This window comes from Aurantiacibacter spongiae (genome assembly GCF_003815535.1).
GTDB classification, from domain to species: domain Bacteria; phylum Pseudomonadota; class Alphaproteobacteria; order Sphingomonadales; family Sphingomonadaceae; genus Alteraurantiacibacter; species Alteraurantiacibacter spongiae.
This window is the reverse complement of record NZ_RPFZ01000001.1, coordinates 1,188,174-1,206,866: the sequence shown is the minus strand read 5'-3', so window position 1 is coordinate 1,206,866 and position 18,693 is coordinate 1,188,174. Positions and strand designations below refer to the sequence as shown.

Here is an 18,693-nt window from a genome sequence, read left to right as displayed (position 1 = left end):
CGTCACCACCTTTCCGGCAGGTCGACCAGCCGGCGATCGCGTTCGGGATCGCTCGTCGCGGCGGGATCGGTCCAGGTCGCTGCGGGGCCGTATTCGCTTGCGTATCGCTGCGAAGGCCATTGCGGCCCGTCGCTCCCGATCAGCGGATTGGGCCGCAGGCGGGCGGATGGCGGGGGCAGGGCGAGGCCCGCTTCGACGGCGCCAGGGGCGGTTGCCCGCTCGGCCAGCGACCACGCTTCCACGCTCTCGTCCTCGCGCAAGGCTACGGGGTCCGGCGCCCGGGCGGCGAGCAGGGCGGCCCGCAACTCGCGCTCGTCGTAAACGAGGGCTTCGGGGAAGATGGCGCGCCATTCCCCTGCCGTTCGTGCCGGTCCCATCGCCCCGGCGGCATAATCGGCATTGTGCAGATGCCCGACGAGGAGGGTGCCGCCATCGGCAAGAGCCTCGCGCATGCGCTGCGCCACGCGGCCTTGTTCGGGAAGGAAGTAGAACGCATCCTGGCAATGCACGAGATCGAAGCGCGCATCGCCGATCGGCCAGCGATCCTGCGCGTCGAACACGACGTATTGCGCTTCGGGCGCGATCCAGTTCTTCGCCAGCCAGCACTTCGCGAAAACCACGTCGCCGCTGACGCAGCGAACGGCGTGCCGCGCCAGATCGCGAGAGTAGTGGCCGATCCCACCGGCCAGTTCGAAGGCGGTTCGCGCCCCGCCGCGATGCGCCTCGAGCAGGGCGAGACCGGCGAGAAAGGTCGGATCGGACCAGCGATGCGCGAAATAGTCGGCGACGGGCCCGAAGCGCAGCAGGCGCATCGCTTCGCGCAAGGTCAGTTCGTCGCGGCGCGCGACCAGTTCGCGCAGCTCCCCCGGATCGGTGCCGGTCCCGCTCCACCATTCATCCTGGTCGCTCAGCAAGGCGACGAGGGCGGCGTCCATATCGCCCGAATCGAGCAGGCCGAGCGCCAGTTCGACCAGCGCCTCGCTCCCGGAGCGCAGATAGGGGATGCCCTCCACCAGCGGCCAGCGCTCGCCTCGCCCATCGCTCAACGAATGGGGCGTGTCGGCGGCGAGCGGGCGGCCGGTAACGGGCGAATGCCAGATCACGGCAGCCCTGTCTCGGCCAGCACCCGGTCGTGGAATGGCTTTACCGGGCCATCGTGCACGAGGCCGTAATCACCGAGCACCACGTCCATCGTGACGGCACCGCGCTTCAGATGCTGCTCGATCTCCACGACCCGGTCGATGACATCGCCGGCATGAAAGGCGCGGGCGGCGGGGGTGGTGTCGTCGGCAATCTCCAGCAGATGCTCGCGCGACACGGCCGCCGGCTTGTCGGGAAGCTGTGCCAGCGCCAGCTCGCGCGCACGGTCGATCACGCTGCCGAGACGGTCGCCCAGCAGCACTTCCCCGGTATAGCCCGCGTCCGGCATGGCGGCGGAATGGAGGTGGTGGACCATGCCGTGCCAGAAGGATCGGGCGGGGGGCGCACCGTAAAACGGCGCCAGCAGACTGGCATAGAGCGCGACGAGGAAGCTGTGCTCCGCGTGGTTTTCCTCGGGTTGCAGCATGATGCGCGGTCGGCCCGGCCCCGTCACCCCCGCGCGCGGCTGGTGACGCAGCGCGGCGATGGCATCGGGGAGCGGCCCGGGGGGCGACAGCGGCGCATCGAGATACGTCTTGAGCGCGGCGGCATGATCGTCGGGCAAGGGTGCGGCAATCTCGTCCACGGCGCGTTCGAGGGCCGTGCGGCGATCATCCCCGGACATGCCCAGTTCGCCAAGCTTGGCGTGGTCGAGATCGCCCAGACGGCAAGCCGCCAGCGCCTGCGCCATCGCTCGCATCGCCACCGTGTCGCGGTCTTCCCCGGCCAGCCACGCGCTCCACGCCATTTCGAACAGGCGTGTCGCGACCGTTCCGTCTCGCCCCGCGGACCGTATCCGCTTCAGATCGCCGAGTTCGCGCAGCAGCGGCAGCAGGGCTGGCGACAGCGTCATCAGGCCGGTTCGCCGAGCCATTCGTCGAGCATCGCCTGTTGCTGCGCGAAGCCGTGAACGGGGGCTCCGCCGTCGGCCGTCTGCGGCAGCTTGAAGAACAGGCTCAGTTCCTCTCGCACGCCGCCGTCACCGCGCTGCGCGGCGAGATCGAGACACCGCGCGATCTCTATCGCCAGCGGAGCGGCGAGGATGGAATCCTTGCACAGGAAGTTCAGCTTGAGCTGCATCTTCTGACCGAGGAACCCGGTCATGTCGATATTGTCCCACGCCTCCTTGTCGTCCCCGCGCGGGCGGTAATAGTGGATCATGATGATGTGATCCTCGACCTTGTAGCCGAGGATATCGTCCAGCACGCTGCCCTTGGTGCCGAGCTTCGACGCGAGCGACTTGGGATCGTCCAGCGCCAGCCCGTCCGAATTGCCCAGGATGTTGGTCGAGAACCATCCGTCGACATGCAGCGAGCGTTCCCTGAGCGCGGGTGCGATCACCGTCTTGAGGAAGGTCTGGCCGGTCTTGCCGTCCTTGCCTGCCACCGGCACGCCGCGCGTCCGCGCCATCTCCGCCAGCGGGGCCAGGTCGGCAGCAACGGACGGCGTGAAATTGGCGTAGGGCACGCCGGCGTCGATCGCGGCGTAGGCATAGAGCATGGCCGGGCTGATCGCCGTATCGTCGCCGTCCAGACCTTCCTCGAACGCATCGAGCGAAGCCAGGCTGGATTCGTTCGCGTCGGGGGTTTTCTCGGTCGAGGCGAGGTTGACGACCACCATCCGGTCCAGCCCGCGATCTTCCCGGAACCGGTCGAGATCGGACTGGATCTGGCCGATCGCGGCGCGGTGCCCGTCCGCCATCCGGTTGTTGCCGTCGATATTGGCGCAGTGCGCCTTGCTGCCAACGGCTGGCCATGCCCGCATGTCGCGCAGGGCAGACGCGCCATTCTGAAGATCGGCTTCGGTAAGCACGCCGTGCCGTGTCGCGCAGGTGCCGAGATCGGCATCGGCCAGATCCCATCCGCCGAATTCGAGATCGCGATAGGCCGCCATGTCGGCGATGTCGCGGTCCGCCAGGGGCAGACCCGAAAGACCGTTCGATCCGGCCTTGATCATCTCGATGCCCGCGACCGCGGTGGTCGCGACAGCGCCGCCCAGACCCACGATCGCCACGCCAACCTTCTCCGCCATTGTGCCTCTCCCTCGCATTGCGGCACCGTCTGGCACCGCTGGCTGGGATACGCGCCGGGCGCGTGAGGGCTGCACCCGGCGAGGCGAAAACCGAAGAAAACCGGTGGCGGGGGTGACCTATGTGTCCGGCACGGTCCGGTGCGATGACCTATGTCACCGTAAGGCGCCTATCGCGGGGCGGCGTCCGGCAGCCAGTCGGTGGCGATATGGCCGTAGCGATCCTCGAACCCGACACGGCTGGCCAGTTCCGCCACGTCGACGATACGGATGATCCGCCCGTCCCGCTCGAGAAGCCGCTGATCCTCCAGCTTCTTCAGCGTTCGGCTGACATGCGTCTTGGTCAGGCCGACGGCATCGCCCAAATCCTGCAGCGTGAGCGGCAGTTCGAAGGTCGATCCGCTCTCCCCGTCGACAACCCGCAATTGCGAACGGATGTCGAGCAGCAGCTTGCCGATCCGCGTAATGGCGTCGGTCCGGCCAACGGAGGTGAGCCTGTCGGCCATCGCTACCTGTTCCGACGCCGCCACGCCGTAGAACAGGCCCGCGAGCCGGGGATGTTCGGAAAAGATACGCCACAGCGCATCGCGCGGGAATTCGTAGAGCGTGCAATCGCTCACCGCCGTCAGCGTGGCCGCGCTGACCCCCCAGGCGATCGAGAAGGTCGTCGTCAGGTCGCCGACGAAATAGAAGCGCAGGATCTGCCGCGCCTCGTCAGGCAGGCGGGTCGAGCCGTGAAGCCAGCCCGACGCGACGACATGGAGCGCATCCGTTTCCTCGTTCTCGTGCAGAACCACGCTGCCCGCCGCGTAACGGCGTTCGCGCCGCTCGAGCCAGCGCAGAGCGTCTCGCTCCGAATAGGTCAGCGTCATGTAATGGCCGAGCTTGCGTTCGAGCGCGCTGCGCCGGTTGTCACCGGCAAGGTCTGGCGATGCGAAGGTCCGGTCCGTCATGATGGCATGTTCTAGACGATGGAAGGCCTCGCGGCACAAGTCCTATCGCGTTGCGGGCGACGGCCCCGGGGCGTGCTGTCAATCCAGAAGCTGGCGGTAGATCGTCAGGATCGCTTCCCGGTGCCGGTCGATGCCGAACCGCTCGAGCGCGGACGCCCTCGCCCGGCGAGCCATCTCCAGCGCGACACCGGGCCGATCCAGTATATGCGCGCAGGCTCCCGCGAGGGCCGCCGGATCGTCGGGCGCGACCAGCAGCCCGAGATCCGGCTCGAGCGCCTCGACATTGCCGCCCGACCGGGCAGCGACGACGGGCGTCTGCACGAGCATGGCCTCGACCAGCGTTCGCCCGAAGGGTTCGCCTACCGCGGGCACCAGCAGCACGTCGCAGGCGGCGATCCAGCGCCATCCCTCGTCACGATAGCCGGGACGATGCACCGCCTGCCCCATCCCGGTTTCGGCAATCGTCGCCGCGAGCCTTTCGGCCATGTGGGGAGAACGCGCCTCTCCGAACATGACGCCGCGCACATCGCGCCCGGTTCGTTCCCGCAGATCGGCGAGGGCGCGCACGAACATCTCGGGCCGCTTGCGCTCCACGAAGGCACCGAAGAAGCCGAGGATCGCGCCGCCTGCGTCAAGACCGATCTCTTCGGCAAGGCGCGCTCGCATGGTCGAGCGATCGACGGCGATGGAGGTATCGAAGGGGCTGTGAACGACCTGTGCCCGCGCGGCCGCCGACCACCGGCCCGGCGGCGGCAGGGCGAAGCGCGAAACGGTCGCCACGCGGTCCGCCAGCAGGGGGGCGACAAAGCGCAGCCCGACAGAACCCGGATCGCTGCGATGGTGCCACAGCAGCTTGGCCCCCGCCAGCTTGGCCGCCAGCCCCCAGTCGGCGCAGGATCGACCGTCGTTGCAATGCACGATGGCGACGCCGTGCCGCCGGAGGAACCGGGCGCGGCGCAGGGCATGGCGAAGCGTGCCGAGATAGGCTGCCAGCGACACGCGCTGTCCGGGCGCGAACCCGCTGGCGGCGGCCGGGTCGACGACGACGCGCCGGCCGGGAAACAGCCGCGCGATCGGGTTGTCGCCCGCTTCGACGACGATCAGCGGGGATACGCTGGAGGCACCGAGATTGTCGATCAGTCCCTTGACCGACAGGTGGCTGCCACCCACCGCCGCTCCCGAGAAGGGGTAGCAGACCACCGGCACCCCCTCGGCGGCGCCGGTCCGCCGGGCGCTATCGCTGGCAGGGGCGCGGCGTTCGCCCGCAAGCCTCGCCCGGCTCGCCATCAGCGTGCCGCATTCATCAGCTGCGTGTGGCGATAGGCCAGGAATTCCTCCAGATTGGCGATCCCGTCGCGATCGGCGTCCTCCCACGCGTCGGGTTCGTAGCGATCGATGCCGTTCGCCTCCTCCCACCCGTCATCCATGCCGTCACGGTCGATGTCGGGATAGGCAGGTTCGGTGCTTCCGGCGAGGAAGCGCGCGGGGATCGACCCCGGGGCCTGTACGATGCTGCCGGAACGGTTGCGGACTTCGGTCACGATCCGTTCGTCCACCGCATCGCGCGGCAGGGCGCCGGAACTTGCCAGCACCCGTCGATAGGCGTCGGCGGGGGAGAGCGGATTGACGGTGAGGGGGCAGGGCGGTTCGGCCACGCGCACGGCCGCCACTTCCGGACCGATATGAACGAACCTTCCGTCGAAGGCGTTGTCCCATTCGTAGATTTGCGCCTCGCCCGTCGCGTTGAGTTCGTGCTGCATTATTCCGATGGCGTTGTGACCGGTATTCGGGCCGGCGATGAAGCTGTTGCCGACCAGCGAAACCGGCGATCCACCGAAGCTGGACCAGATCTCCGCAAAGGCGGACTGGGCGTTGTAGAACGTGTTGTTGATGATCTCGACACAGGACATGGGCGGAAAGTTGACGTCGGGATTGCGGTCGCCGTTATGCGCGCACAGATTGCCGATGAAGCTCAGCCGCTGCGCTCCGGTGGGGTCGCTCGCCAGCAGGGCGCACTTGTCGTGCCGGGGAATGCCTTCCGCGAAGATCGAATTGCTGATGGTGATACGGTCGTTGTCGCCATATCCGTTGACCAGTTCGTCGCGTGCCCAGCTGCCGCTGACGTGATCGAGGATGACGTTGTCGCTGTCTTCGATAGTGAACGAGTCTTCCGACTGGCGATGCTCGCCTTCGATGTCGTTGCGCACGCGAATGTGGCGCACCACGACGTCGTGCGTCCCCTTCACGACGAGCGGGGTGCGGGCCTCGCTGCCGCCCGAATGCGCCAGCGTCACCCCGGGGGCGGGAGCGCTTTCGCCGGCGATGGTGAGGTAGGGATCGTGGATCACCGGAGGGCGGCCGACAAAGCGGAAGATGCCGCCGGTCCGGAAGATGCAGACGCGCGCGCCCCGCGCTTCGAGGCATTCGCGCAACGATCCGCTGGTATTGTCGGCGGTGGTGGTGACCCACATGATCCGTCCGTCGCGCCCCCCGCGGCTGGCGGCACCGTAGCCCGTCGCGCCGGGGAAGGCGGCGGAATTCGTTTGCACGACCGGCTGGCTCGGCCCCGGCTGCTCGATCGGGGCCGAGGCGGAGTTGGAGCCCGAACCCGAACAGGAGCCGGGGGCATTGGTCGCCGCGAGGGCGAGGCCGGCGGCAACGGCAAACACGCAGAAGGATACGGATCTCGGCATGGATGTCAGATGTATCCGTAGGCCGCCAGCATCGGGCGGGTGGCGGCGGTGACGATCCGACGTTCGCGCGCCGGCATGTCGCGCTTCCAGCTTTCGTCGGCGCGGAAGCGGATGGACGGAGCCATGCGATGACGGCTGCCGGCCATCTGATGCCCCGGGAAGACGCGGCCCTGCGCATCGAGGACCGGGTCGCGGGACGGGCGTCCGCGTACCATCGTCAGGATCGCGCGCACCGTACCTTGCGGATCGGCGACGAAATCCTCGTAGCGCACGCGCATCGAACGGTCCGGGCCGACCTTTTGCGCAAGAGCTTCGGCGGCGCGGTTGACCAGCGCCCAGCGCGCGGCGGCGTAGAGCAGCGGTTTGGGCCGCAATTCGCGCTGAACACCGGCTTCCTTGTCGATCTTGTGCGGCTTGCGCAGCGACCACACCACTCCGCGCGCGTCGCGCGTCATGTGCACGACGTAGAGCGCGATGCCGGGCATGTCCGCCAGCGCCAGGCCGCGCCCCGGCAGTTTGGAAGAATCGATCACGATCGATTTGCCGGTCCGCGCCGCGATGCGGCGGTAGAGGTCGCCAGTCACGCGGGCGAACCGTTCGCTCGAGCGGCCGGGCACGTGCCGGTCGCTCCACCGCGCGGGCGAGATCATCGCTTCGCGGGGCCGTTGAAGCCGTGCAAGTTCGGCCAGTCCGGAATCGCTATCGCCGGGCATCCAGTCCGCGACGATGTCGCGCCACTGGGCGCAATCGCGCACGGTCTCCCCGCAGGCGCAGAATTCGCCTTCATGCCAGACATGGCGCGCCAGCGTGGCGAGTTCGCCGCAGGATGCCACGTCCTCGGCCGCTCCCAGCGAGATGTCGAGCAGGGTCGTTCCGCTGCGCCCGTAGCCGGCGATGTAGACGACCGTCACCGGCGCAGCCGCGATTGCGTGCGCCATCCCCCGGCCGGATGATGCGCCCGGCACGTCTCCGGCTCGCTCCGGTTCCAGCGCCAGCGTATCGTGCGCAGCTGTTCGTGCCATGTCGACTCCCGGTATCTCGGGGCCGCACGCTAACCCGCGGCGCCCGCAGCCCCAATAGCGCGAGCGGCATGCCGTTGGCGATTTGGGATAGGTTCGCAGGGATAGGCGCCGCCCCCCACACGACCGACCGCGCGCCGGCGTACCGATGGCAGGGTTGCGCTACCCCGAAAGAGGTAGTCGGGAAGATTCCACGTCGCATCCGAATCGCCTTTGCCCGCACCGGTCGGCGCGTTCACAACGGATCGCGCGATGCGAGAGTTCTATTCAGACGCGGTTCCCGCAGGCCCGGAAGGGATGGATCAGGTCGATGCGGTCGATCAGGTCGATCCGGCGGCTCGGGCCCCGGCGCGCGATCCCGTGATGAAGCTCGCTTGGTGGCTGCTGTGCGTGGGTTGCTTCTTCGCCTGCTGGAACCTGCTGCGTCTCGGCGACATCAACTTCACGCTCACCGATTTCGCCCTTTTGTCGAGCCTCGTGCTGGTGACGCTGCGGGGCAAGCTGCGGCAGTCACCCTTCGGCCCGCTCACGGTCTACTGGATCGCCGCGGTCGGGTGCCTTTTGGGTGGATTGATGCTGAGCACGCTGATCAACGGGGATCCGCTGCGCGCGGTCAACGTCATCAGCCAGTATGCGGTCGCCTACCTGGCCCTTGCCTTCCTGTTCATGAGCGTTCCGCGCGAGCAGGCGCGGCGGCTGCCGCTGTTCTTCGTTGTGGGCGTCACGCTGTCGCAGATCGTCGGGATCCTCGCCAGTCAGCTGCTGACATTCGACGCGCTCCCCGATTTCTTCGGTAACGGCTTCATCACGGGCAACGGCCGGATCGGCGCCATGGCGGGCGAGCCCAATCCCAACGGCGCGTCGGTGGCGTTCGCCATGCCCATGCTGATCTACTGCATGCACCGCCGCCTGATCCGCCCCCTGCTGGGCGTGCCGGCGTTCTTCCTGCTCGGCTGGGGCCTGATCCTGAGCGCATCCTTCACCGGCTTCTCCTCCACCTGCATTGCGCTCGTCATCACGCTGGCCCTGTTCAACTGGCGGTGGCTGGCGATCGCGGGCGTTGCCGCAACGGTGGCGATCGGCCTGTTCGTGGCCAGCGGCGCGCCATTGCCCGCGACGTTTCAGGAGCGGGTCGGCAACGCCATCGAGACCGGCGAGATCGACCAGGCGGGCACCTTCGTCAACCGCGCCGAACTGATCGAGGAGGCGTGGCACCTGGCAGAGCACAACGCGATCATCGGAATGGGGGTGGACGAATACCGGGTGATCAGCGCCCACGACAATCCCGTGCACAACCTCTATCTCCTCATCTGGAACGAGGGCGGAGCACTGGCGATCGGGGGCCTCGCGGCGATGCTGGTCCTGCTTCTCGCGATGTCGTTCGGCGCATGGCCGACGATGCGGGCCGAAGGCGCGGTCGCGGGGGCGGTAGTGGTGGTGTTCCTGATCTACACCGTTTCCTATCCGCATATGTATTCGCGGCAATGGATCGCCCCGGTGATGCTCGTCCTGAGTCTGATCCATGCGCGCGCCGCCAATGTCTGGCCCTCGCAGTTCGAAAGCATCGGGCCGCGGCCGCTTCCGGCCTGACCAGCGCCCCCGATTGGCCGTACACCTACCCATCGGGATAGTCCGCTTCCTACCATGCGCGCCGCGGCGCAACCTTGGGGGATAGACGCAAGAACCTTTGCTTCCGGCACGGCCGCCCCTGCATGATGTCACCTGCCGGGCCCAATTCCGGCTGAACCTGTCAGGATCGAACCCATGTCGAGCAACACGCTTCTGGACCATCACGGGGACAATGGCGGCCGCGCCCTCTCGGCGGCGACTCCCTATTCCCCAGGCTATCAGCAGAGCGCGCCGAACCTGTCCGCGCGCCAGCTGTGGCGCATGGTGGCGCGTCACTGGAAGCTGATCGCGGTGATCGTGGCGGTGACTACGGCTGTCGTGCTCACCAGCCAGCTGATGCAGGAAAAGGTCTACGAATCGACAGCCATGGTGCAGGTCGAACTCAACGATTCCAGCGGCGCGAACCAGGCGGACGAGGCGCGCAACATGCAGCGCGTCAACAACGAGGCGGAGATCTACCGCTCGCCGGCGCTGGCGGAGGAGGTGGTGGCGGCGATGGCCCTCAACACCAATCCGGTATTCACCGGCGGCCCGCGCATCGGGGTGCGCCAGGCGGCGCGGTACCTGTCCTCGCAGACCATCATCACCACCAGCAACGCGTCCGACCTCATCGATATCACCGTGCGATCCACCAGCCCGCAGCTGGCCCAGCGGATCGCCAATCAGTATGTCGAGAGCCTGCGCCAGATGCGCGTGGAGCGGCGGCGCACCTGGCGCGACAAGCTGCTGTCCGACGTCGGTGTCGAACGCGAGCGGCTGGCCGCCGAACTGAACGAGGCCGAACAGGCCGTGGCCGATTTCCGGCAGACGCGCGGCATGCTGGTCGGCGCCGGGGGCATGGAGGATTACCAGCAGCTCAACCGCATCGCGGTGGAAGCCGCCAGCGCCGATGCGCTGGAGGCGGCCGATGCACAGCGCGCCGCTGGGGTAGCGGGCGCGGCCGGCGCACGCACGACGGCCGGCGCGACCTCTCCGGTGCTCCAGCAGCTCATCCGCCAGAACAACGAGCTGGCGCAGCAATATTCCGATCTCTCGACCACGCTCGGCCCGAACCACCCGCGCATGCAGAGCCTGCAGGCGCAGATCGACCGGGTGGCAAGCGACATGCGGCGCGAACAGAACGCGGTCGTCGCCGCGACCGCCGCGCAGAACGCCGCCGATGCCTCGCGCGAGCGGCAATTGGCCTCGGCCGAGGCGCGGGCGGCGGCCGCGCGCGCGGGAAATCTGCGTTCGCGGATGAACCAGCTGACCGGGAAGGCCTATGCCAACACCGCCAACAACGTCGAACTCGCCGCGCTCGAACGGCGGGCGGAGGTCGCCCGCGCGGCCTACATCACGACGGCGGAACGCGCGCAGAACATCCGCGCCGAGCCCGACACGACCGGGGTGAATTCCACCCTCGTCTCGGCCGCCACCGTGCCGACCGATCCGATCTCGCCCAATCCCAAAAAGGCGACGCTGGCCGCTCTCATCGGCTCCTTCATCATCGCGATGCTGCTGGTGCTGGCGATCGAACTGCTCGACAACCGGCTTCGTTCGAGCGAACAGCTGGCCCGTCTGTTCGGCCTGCGAACCTTCGGCATGTTGCCGCAGCTCGAAGATGGCCTGCCCGAAACCGTGGCGGACAACCCGGTGCTGACGAAGCCGCAATCACTTTATTCCGAAGTGTCGCGCTCCATGGCCAGCCGCGTGCTGGAAGGCGCGGGGCATCCGGGCCGCCATTCGGTGCTCGTCACCTCTCCGCTGCCGGGGGACGGCAAATCGAGCGTCGCCCTGTCGCTCGCCGCCGCGGCGACGGCGCTGGGCCATACCGCGGTCGTCCTCGACCTCGACCTGCGCAACAAGCAGACCAACATCCTGCGCGAGATCCAGGCGCGAAGCGGTACGCCGAGCCTGCTCGACTGCCTGCGCACGAATTCGGAAAGCGGCGAACTGATGCTGCCCGGTGCTGTCGGCCCGCATGCGGCCGAAACAGAGGACGGCCACACCGCCGGCCCCGTCGTCCTCAGCACCACCGAGGCGATTCACGATCCCGCCGCGCTGATCAAGGGCTGGCAGGTCGCGCGCCTGATGAACGAATTGAAGGATCGCTTCGACCTCGTCGTCATCAACGCGCCGCCCGTTCTCGCGGTACACGATGCGCGCACGCTCTCGCAGCTGGCCGATCAGACGCTGGTTCTGGTGAAGTGGGGCAAGACCACCATCGAACAGCTGCGCGTCACCATGCAGATGCTCGGCGGCAGCGTCACGGCGGCGGTCATCAACCAGGTCGACTACGCGCGCCATGCCTCCCGGTCCTATGGCGACATGGCCGATTTCTACATGAACGCTTCGCGCTATTATTCGGATTACGAGGAACCGGTGCGCGGCAACTGGGCGGACAGGCTGGGGGCGGCAATCCGGGCGCCTTTCACGCGCACCGCCTTCAGCCAGTCCGCTTCGCGATGAGAGTGGCGGGGGCGCAACGCAGCATGGCCGCGCCCACGATGCGCGAGGCGTCGGTCCTGCTGGTCGATCCGCACCCGGTGACGCGCCATGCCATTCTCGCCGCTCTGGAAGCGACGCAGGGGTTGAGCCTTTCGTCCTGCGGAGCGAGCCTCGATGCGCACGACGTGCTCGATCCGCCCGATATCGTGGTCCTGCGCCTCCCCGATCGCAACGCCAACGGTTCGCAGACGAGCGAACTCGCCCGCGCGCGCGAGCTGTTTCCCGATGCCGTGCATGTCGCCATCGTCGATTTCGGCGAGCAGCACGACATCGTCGGTACGCTTCTGAACGCCGGCGCCGGGGCGATATTCGACGATCGATCGGCGCTGTCGGAACTGGGCGCGGTGTTGCGTCTGGCGGCGGCGGGATATGCCGTTCTGCCGGCGGACACCTTCGATGCGATCATGGCCATGCTAGCATCGGACGGCTCGGAAAACGCCGCTAACGGCGACGTACGATCCGGCTTCGGCGAACTCACCGCGCGGCAGTGCGAGGTTCTCGATCTGCTGGTAAAGGGCCATTCCAACAAGACGATAGCCCAGATGCTCTCGATCAGCGAAAGCACCGTGAAGGTGCATGTGCGCGCCATCATGGCGGAGAGCGGGCTGCGCAACCGCACGCAGATCGCCGCGCACTACCTCGCCGCAGTCCGCTGACGGGCTGGATAAAGGACGGGCCGCGTCAGCGCGCCGCGGCGGCTTGTGCCAGCGGCATCGTGCGACGGTGGAACCGGATATCCAGCAATATGGCCGTGATGGCGGCGAACGCGATATGCGCCATGTTCGCCCCCATTGCCCCGAACACCGGAACCGCCACGAAGGCGACGGCCCAGAAGGCAACCGTGCCCATCAGCATGTAGGTGAGGATGCGCCACGATTCGTTCATGGCGAGGACCGCCGAGCGCGCCGGGGCGGCGTGCATGGTGAAGAACACCGCCACAAGCTGCGTCAGCAGGAGCGGATAGGCGCTGGCGTATTCGGTTCCCAACCCCAGGTCGATGACCAGTCGCCCCAGCACCCACGCGCCGCCGATCATCACCAGGCACACCGCAGCGAGCGCTGCCTGTACCTGGAGCGTGGCCGAGCGGAATTCCCGCACCGCACCCTGCATCCACAGGCGTGCGACGTCGGGATAGATCACCTGCTGGACCTGCGCACCGACCTGCATGGCTACCTTGGCGATCCGCTTGGCGAGGTAATAGACCGCGGCGGCCGACGGCCCCAGCGCGCCCCCCACGAACAGCGTGTCGGCCTCGGTCGTGATGACGCGCAGCGTCAGCGAGAGATTGGACGAAAAGGCAAAGCTGAAAAAGCCCGGGAAGGCCTTGTGCAGGCCGCGCAGATCGGCCCGCCACGGAGCCGGAATACCCATGTGCGTCATGGCCCGCAGGCCGAGCCAGATCATCAGCAGCGACCCGAGCAGTTGCGCAAGCGTCCAGGCAATCATGAAGCCGGTCACTCCGGCGTCCAGCCACAGGCAGATCGCGGCCAGGACGATGCGCAGCACGTTGCCGGCCATCTGGGCATAGGCGAGCAGCTTGAACTGCCCGGCCATGCGCAGGGCCGCATTGGGAACGCCGGCGATGTTGAAGACGAGGGCGACGGCATAGATTGCCACGAGCAGGAGATGCCCCGGCCCGATATCGAACCACGATCCCGCCAGCCACGCTATGGCCACGGAAAGCAGCCCCGCGGCCATCGCGGCCAGCGCATCGACCCCCAGGCCGAAGGCGTAGAGCCGCGAGAGGCGCTGCTTGTCGCCGGTGATCTCTTCCTCGGCGGCGTAGCGGATCACCGCCTGCCACGATTCGAACCGCACCAGCCGTTCGATCAAACGGCCAAAGGACAGCACGATCACCATGACGCCGTAGACCGCCGGCCCCAGCGCGCGCGCCGCGATGGCGGTGCTCACCAGGACGATCAGCGCATTCATGAAATTGCCCGAAAGCAGGTGGCCGATCGGGATCAGCCGGGATCTGAGGTCGAACGACCGGGTCTGCGCGTTTGCCATGACGGCGAAGCCTCGCGGGCCCGCCCCGGAACCAACGGCAACCGGAGCGGACCGGGAAGAGGGAGATCAGGCCGGAACGGTCAGTCCGGCGCTGGCCGTCGGCCACTTGATCGCATCGGCGGCGACGAGAGCCTCGGTCGCGACGGGGGCCGGTGCCTTCGTGCCAAGCGGTAGCGCCGGCGTGGAGGCTTCGTCGAAGGACCGCCCGCGCAGCCCGTTATTGGCTGCCCAGATTGCCGCCTGGGTGCGGTTCTTGACGTTCAGCTTGCGCAGGATCGCCTTGACGTGAACCTTCACCGTCGCCTCGCTGATGTCCATGTGGCGCGAGATGACCTTGTTGGGACAACCCATGATGAGCCATTCGAGTATCTCGACCTCACGCTGCGAGAGATTGGTTGCCGCCTGCACGTCGGCGACATCGGCCACCGCGCCGAGCGCGGGGCGGGTCTGCAGCACGTCAGCCAGCTGGCTGGGCAGCACCTTTTCCCCGTGTGCGACAAGTTCGAGCGTGTTCACCAGCGGCTCGCACGAGATTTCCTTGACGATGTAGCCGAAGGCACCGCTGCGCAGGGCCTCGATCATCGCCGAATAGTCGAAGCTTTCCGTCAGCACCACCGGGCGGATGCCGGGATGGGCGGAATGAAGATCCTTCACCGTCGCCGCGTCGCACTGACAGGTTCCGTCGTCGATGAGGACGAGCGTCCCGGCGGGCAGTTCGGGACTGTCGGCCCGGGTCAGCTGCGCCGGCGAATCCGCGGCCTGCAGGACATTGAACCGCGTCTCGTCGAGAATGCGGCACAAGCCTTCGCGCGTAATGGTATTGCGACATATGATCGCGACATTGCGATTGGCAGACATGATGAATTTCCCCCTTCGAGAAAGCACGAACCCTCACCCCGGATCTTGCGCCTTCCACAGGTCGGCGCACGCCCCGTAATCCGGACGGAGAGCAACAACGGATCATTTTTGTTGTCGATAACTTGTATACCACTTGTTTACTATTTCAGCTAGCTACTCGAAAGTGGTAGAGGCGCTCATATGTTGAATCGTATCTGATTGAAACAGTACCAGATTTTAACTTTTGAACATATGCGACACGGAAAGAATCCTCCTAATCGGAGCATATTTGTTCGCAGATGCACAATGCGAGTCGGCCGATCCCGCCGGCCTTCTGCCGCCAAGAGCGATCTCAGATGATCTGGCGCACCAGCGCGAACGCCTCGCCGGCTTCGCAAAACACGGTCGATCCCCGCAGCTTCGCCAAGGCGCGGATCGTCTCGAAAGACCGTTCGTCGGGAAAGTCCTTCACCTGCGAAGCGAAGCAGCGAAACGCCTCCAGCTTCGCTTCGAGATGGCCGGAGATGTCGATCGTGACGTTGGGCAGGAAGCCCGGTGTCAGGCCAGGCGCCCACCAGTTCGTTTCCGACAGTGTTTCGTAGGCGAGCACGAGCCGCGGACAATCTCCGTCGCGCGGGCGGGCATAGACCATCGCCGCGTCGAAACAGGCGCGATGATCGGCGTGGATGTCGCCGTTGAAGGGAACGAACAGCGCGTCGGGGCGGATCGCGCCCAGCGCCTTTCCCACGGTCGCGTTCAACTCCGCCTGAGGCAGCGTATCAAGTTCGGCGGCCGGCAGGTCGAGATGGTGGGTGGCATGAATCCCGAGGAGGTCGTGCGCCGCCTGCGTTTCCGCGCGCACCCGATTGACGAGATCTTCCGGGAATTTCGGCGGCCGCCCGCGGGTGACGATCACCACGTGGACGCTCCGCCCCTCCGCGACGAAGCGGCTGATCGTCCCGCCGCATCCCAGGATCTCGTCGTCGGGATGGGGCGCGACCACCGCGATCGTGCGCATGTCCTCGCTCAGCACGAAGCGGCTCCTTCTCCGAGCAGGACGTGCACCCCGGGCATCCGACCGGTGGTGCTTTCCCATTCCTCGACCCGCAACGCCCCGCCATTGCCGCACGATACGGTAAAGGCGTTCTCCTCGCGGCTGATCACCTGCCCCGCGCCGGCCAGATGGCGCTCGCCCGATCCGCACTCGCGCGCGGACCAGATCGTCAGGCGATTGTCGCCGGCGCAGGTCCAGGCGCCGGGATAGGGGCGACCGACAGCGCGCACCAGGCGGGCGATCTGCGAGGCGGGTCGTGTCCAGTCGATCCGCCCGTCCGCCGCCGTCCGCCGCGCGCACCAGGTTGCGCAATCCTCGTCCTGCTCGCGCCGCGGCTCCTCGCCGCGCGCCAGGACGGGCAAGGTGCGAGCGAGCATTTCACGCAGCGCCCGCATGTGCTTGGCATACAGCGTCGCCGCGGTTTCCCCGGGCGCGACATGGAAATAGGCCTGGTCGAGCAACGCACCGGTATCGGTTCCGCCGTCGATCCAGAACAGGCTTCCCGCAGTGATCTTCTCGTCGGCGAGGATCGTCCACGGGATTGCCGCGCGCCCCCGCATCCGGGGCAGGGCCGCGGGGTGATAACCGATCGTCCTACCGGGCGCGATGGCGCGAAAGTCCGGCCCGCAGATCTGCGACCAGCCGATGACGAACAGGTAGTCGGGCCGGCAGTCGCGGATCGCCGAGAGGGCCTCGGGATCGTTCACGTTGGCCACCTGAATGGGCCGGGCCCCCCGCGCCTTCGCCGCCGCCGCCATGTCGACGAAATCGGAATGCCGCCCCGACAGCGCATCGCGCAGCGAAACGACGCCCGCCACCGTCCAGTCGGCGGCATCGCCGAGCGCCTCCAGCGCAATGCGACTGCTCTCAACCGAGCCGACGAGAACCGCGCGCATCGCGAGCCTCCTTCGTCATGGTCGCGTTTTCACCCAGCAGCACGACCAGCACGGTCCGCAACACGATCCTCGTATCGAAGCGCAGCGAGCGGGCGCGGATATAGGCGAGATCGAGCGCCAGCTTGTCCTCCCGCGACAGGAGCGCATTGCCGTTGACCTGCGCCCAGCCGGTGAGGCCGGGGCGCACCGCGCCCCGCGCGATGCCGCCGTCGCCCATTTCGGCGATCGTGGCGGGCAGCAACGGACGCGGGCCGACGAACGCCATCTCGCCGCGCGCGATGTTCACCAGTTCGGGAAGCTCGTCGATCCGCAGCCGGCGCAGCCAGCGTCCCAGCGCAGGCGTACGGTCGGGGTCTGGCAGAAGGTTTCCCTGTGCATCGCGCGCGTCGGTCATGGTGCGGAACTTGATCATCAGGAACGGCACGCCGCCAAGGCCGCTCCGAGTCTGGCGGAAAAGCACCCCGCGACCCAGTGCCAGCCGGACTGCCAGCGCGGTCGCCAGCAGGACGGGCGCCAGCAGAACGAGGAGCAGCGCCGCCAGCACGGCTTCCAGCGCGACGCGCAAGGTCATGCCGCGACCCGTTCGCCGGCCGCCCGCTGACCGGTCTTCCCGTTTGCGACCAGGCCCATCTCGCGCAGCAGCAGGGCGTTGACGATGGCGACGTCATATCGCTCCACCGCCGTGCGCCGGGCGGCATCGCCCATGCGCGCCACACGCGCCGGATCGTCCATGAGGGTCTGCATCGCACGTTCGAGCGCCCGCGCATCGCGTGGCGGCACGAGAAGACCGTTTTCGCCCGGTTCGATCGCGTCCCGGCACCCGGGCATGTCGGTGGTGATGACGGGCCGGCCCGTCGCCAGAGCCTCCAGGATCGTGCGCGGCAGACCCTCCCGGTAGAAGGAGGGCAGCACGAAGACGTGCGACCGGGCGAGAACGGGCCGCACGTCGCGCACCTCGTCGAGCAGGGTGACGATACCCTCGGCGCGCAAGCGGGCGAGGTCTTCCGGGCTCAGACCCGTGGGGTTGGCGGGTTCGGGGCGACCGAGCAGGAGGAAACGGGCATCGGGCCGGTCTGCGCTGATGGCGCGGGCCGCAGCGATGTATTCGTGCACGCCCTTGTCGCGCATCAGGCGGCCTACCATCAGAAAGGTCGGCGGACCTTCGGGAAGCGGCGCCTGCGCGAAGCGAGCCGTATCGACGCCCGATCCGGGCACCTGCAACACGCGCTGCCCCTCGTCCACGATACCTTCTTCCAGCATCATCCGGCGATCATCGGAATTGAAGACGAATATCGCCCGCGCCCGGGCCACGCCCGCGCGGTAGACGCGCGCCACCAGGCGGCGCAGCATCCGCTTGTCGTCGGCGACAGGACTGAAGACGTAGCCCAGGCCGCTCATGATGGCGTAGAAGGGCACGCGCGCCATGCGCGCGGCGAGGCCGCCGAAGACGATCGGTTTCTGCGTGTAGGCCACCACCATGTCGATCCGCTCGGCCGAGATGAGCCGGCGATAGGCGGCGAGCGTCCGCAGATCCTCGAGCGGAGCGAGCGAGGCGCGCGCCATCGGCGTCAGGCGGAAGCCAATGCCCCATTCTTCCAGCTGGCCGACCACGCCGGGTTCGGCGTCCGGGGCGCAGGCGATCACGTCGTGCCCGGCATCGCGCATCGCGCACAGCAGCGCCCCGCGGAAGTTGACGAGCGACATCGACAGGCTGGAGAGGACGAGGATCCTCACGCGCGCCGCGCTCGCACGGCGGTAACGGATCTGATGGGCAGCGACATGGCCCAAAGGTGTACACGCCCGGCCGCGCCGATGGGCGGGGCAAAGGGATAGGCAGCGCACGCCGGCGGTCATCCCCTTAGATTTGCGTGACCTCTCGAAAGGATAGGTGGGTGCCTACGCATCGGGACAGGCCGAGAATAAAGGATAGTAGTCCGGCGGCCAATG

Annotated in this window: 16 protein-coding genes; 3 read left to right on the top strand and 13 right to left on the bottom strand. The window is 67.5% G+C overall.

Going from position 1 to position 18,693, the window contains the following annotated elements; all coding sequences use genetic code 11:
• Positions 1–2 precede the first annotated feature (2 nt).
• The 7 genes from EG799_RS05845 to EG799_RS05815 form a co-directional block, all read right to left on the bottom strand.
• Positions 3–1,103, bottom strand: a complete 1,101-nt coding sequence (locus tag EG799_RS05845; protein ID WP_123879385.1) for a class I SAM-dependent methyltransferase — start codon at positions 1,101–1,103, stop codon at positions 3–5.
• A complete protein-coding gene (locus EG799_RS05840; RefSeq protein ID WP_199798271.1) occupies positions 1,100–2,014 on the bottom strand; it encodes an HD domain-containing protein in 915 nt (304 codons plus the stop codon). The genes EG799_RS05845 and EG799_RS05840 overlap by 4 nt, the downstream gene beginning before the upstream one ends.
• Positions 1,993–3,171 carry an inositol-3-phosphate synthase gene (locus EG799_RS05835; protein WP_123879383.1) on the bottom strand — a complete coding sequence of 393 codons (1,179 nt, stop codon included), beginning with the start codon at positions 3,169–3,171 and terminating at the stop codon, positions 1,993–1,995. The genes EG799_RS05840 and EG799_RS05835 overlap by 22 nt, the downstream gene beginning before the upstream one ends.
• Positions 3,172–3,338: 167 nt before the next feature.
• Positions 3,339–4,121 (bottom strand): Crp/Fnr family transcriptional regulator, encoded by a 783-nt coding sequence (locus EG799_RS05830; protein ID WP_123879381.1) that lies wholly within the window; start codon positions 4,119–4,121, stop codon positions 3,339–3,341.
• 78 nt (positions 4,122–4,199) lie between these two features.
• Entirely contained in the window at positions 4,200–5,408 is a 1,209-nt protein-coding gene (locus EG799_RS05825) for a glycosyltransferase family 4 protein (protein WP_123879379.1), read from the bottom strand.
• Positions 5,408–6,814, bottom strand: coding sequence for a pectate lyase family protein (locus EG799_RS05820; RefSeq protein WP_234029044.1), 1,407 nt, complete (start codon positions 6,812–6,814; stop codon positions 5,408–5,410). Before EG799_RS05820 ends, EG799_RS05825 begins: the two co-directional genes overlap by 1 nt.
• Positions 6,815–6,819: 5 nt before the next feature.
• On the bottom strand, positions 6,820–7,836 hold the full coding sequence (locus tag EG799_RS05815; protein WP_123879378.1) for a sulfotransferase family protein: 1,017 nt from the start codon (positions 7,834–7,836) through the stop codon (positions 6,820–6,822).
• 249 nt (positions 7,837–8,085) lie between these two features.
• On the opposite strand from EG799_RS05815, the gene EG799_RS05810 reads away from it, so the two are divergent.
• From EG799_RS05810 to EG799_RS05800, 3 genes are all read left to right on the top strand, one after another.
• Positions 8,086–9,423, top strand: a complete 1,338-nt coding sequence (locus tag EG799_RS05810; RefSeq protein WP_123879376.1) for an O-antigen ligase family protein — start codon at positions 8,086–8,088, stop codon at positions 9,421–9,423.
• A gap of 174 nt (positions 9,424–9,597) precedes the next feature.
• Positions 9,598–11,910: a GumC family protein gene (locus tag EG799_RS05805; protein WP_123879374.1), complete on the top strand. Its 2,313-nt coding sequence runs from the start codon at positions 9,598–9,600 to the stop codon at positions 11,908–11,910.
• Positions 11,907–12,605, top strand: coding sequence for a LuxR C-terminal-related transcriptional regulator (locus EG799_RS05800; protein ID WP_123879372.1), 699 nt, complete (start codon positions 11,907–11,909; stop codon positions 12,603–12,605). Before EG799_RS05805 ends, EG799_RS05800 begins: the two co-directional genes overlap by 4 nt.
• A gap of 25 nt (positions 12,606–12,630) precedes the next feature.
• Here the strand turns inward: EG799_RS05800 and EG799_RS05795 are convergent, their stop codons facing one another.
• The 6 genes from EG799_RS05795 to EG799_RS05770 all read right to left on the bottom strand — a co-directional run bounded on the left by EG799_RS05795 (position 12,631) and on the right by EG799_RS05770 (position 18,480).
• A complete protein-coding gene (locus EG799_RS05795; RefSeq protein WP_123879370.1) occupies positions 12,631–13,959 on the bottom strand; it encodes a lipopolysaccharide biosynthesis protein in 1,329 nt (442 codons plus the stop codon).
• 66 nt (positions 13,960–14,025) lie between these two features.
• Positions 14,026–14,817, bottom strand: a complete 792-nt coding sequence (locus tag EG799_RS05790) for a response regulator transcription factor (RefSeq protein ID WP_123879368.1) — start codon at positions 14,815–14,817, stop codon at positions 14,026–14,028.
• A gap of 331 nt (positions 14,818–15,148) precedes the next feature.
• A complete protein-coding gene (locus EG799_RS05785; RefSeq protein ID WP_234029043.1) occupies positions 15,149–15,829 on the bottom strand; it encodes a PIG-L deacetylase family protein in 681 nt (226 codons plus the stop codon).
• Positions 15,823–16,746: a methionyl-tRNA formyltransferase gene (locus tag EG799_RS05780; RefSeq protein WP_123879366.1), complete on the bottom strand. Its 924-nt coding sequence runs from the start codon at positions 16,744–16,746 to the stop codon at positions 15,823–15,825. The genes EG799_RS05785 and EG799_RS05780 overlap by 7 nt, the downstream gene beginning before the upstream one ends.
• On the bottom strand, positions 16,718–17,317 hold the full coding sequence (locus tag EG799_RS05775) for a sugar transferase (RefSeq protein ID WP_123879364.1): 600 nt from the start codon (positions 17,315–17,317) through the stop codon (positions 16,718–16,720). Before EG799_RS05775 ends, EG799_RS05780 begins: the two co-directional genes overlap by 29 nt.
• Entirely contained in the window at positions 17,314–18,480 is a 1,167-nt protein-coding gene (locus EG799_RS05770) for a glycosyltransferase family 4 protein (RefSeq protein ID WP_123879362.1), read from the bottom strand. The genes EG799_RS05775 and EG799_RS05770 overlap by 4 nt, the downstream gene beginning before the upstream one ends.
• Positions 18,481–18,693 lie beyond the last annotated feature (213 nt).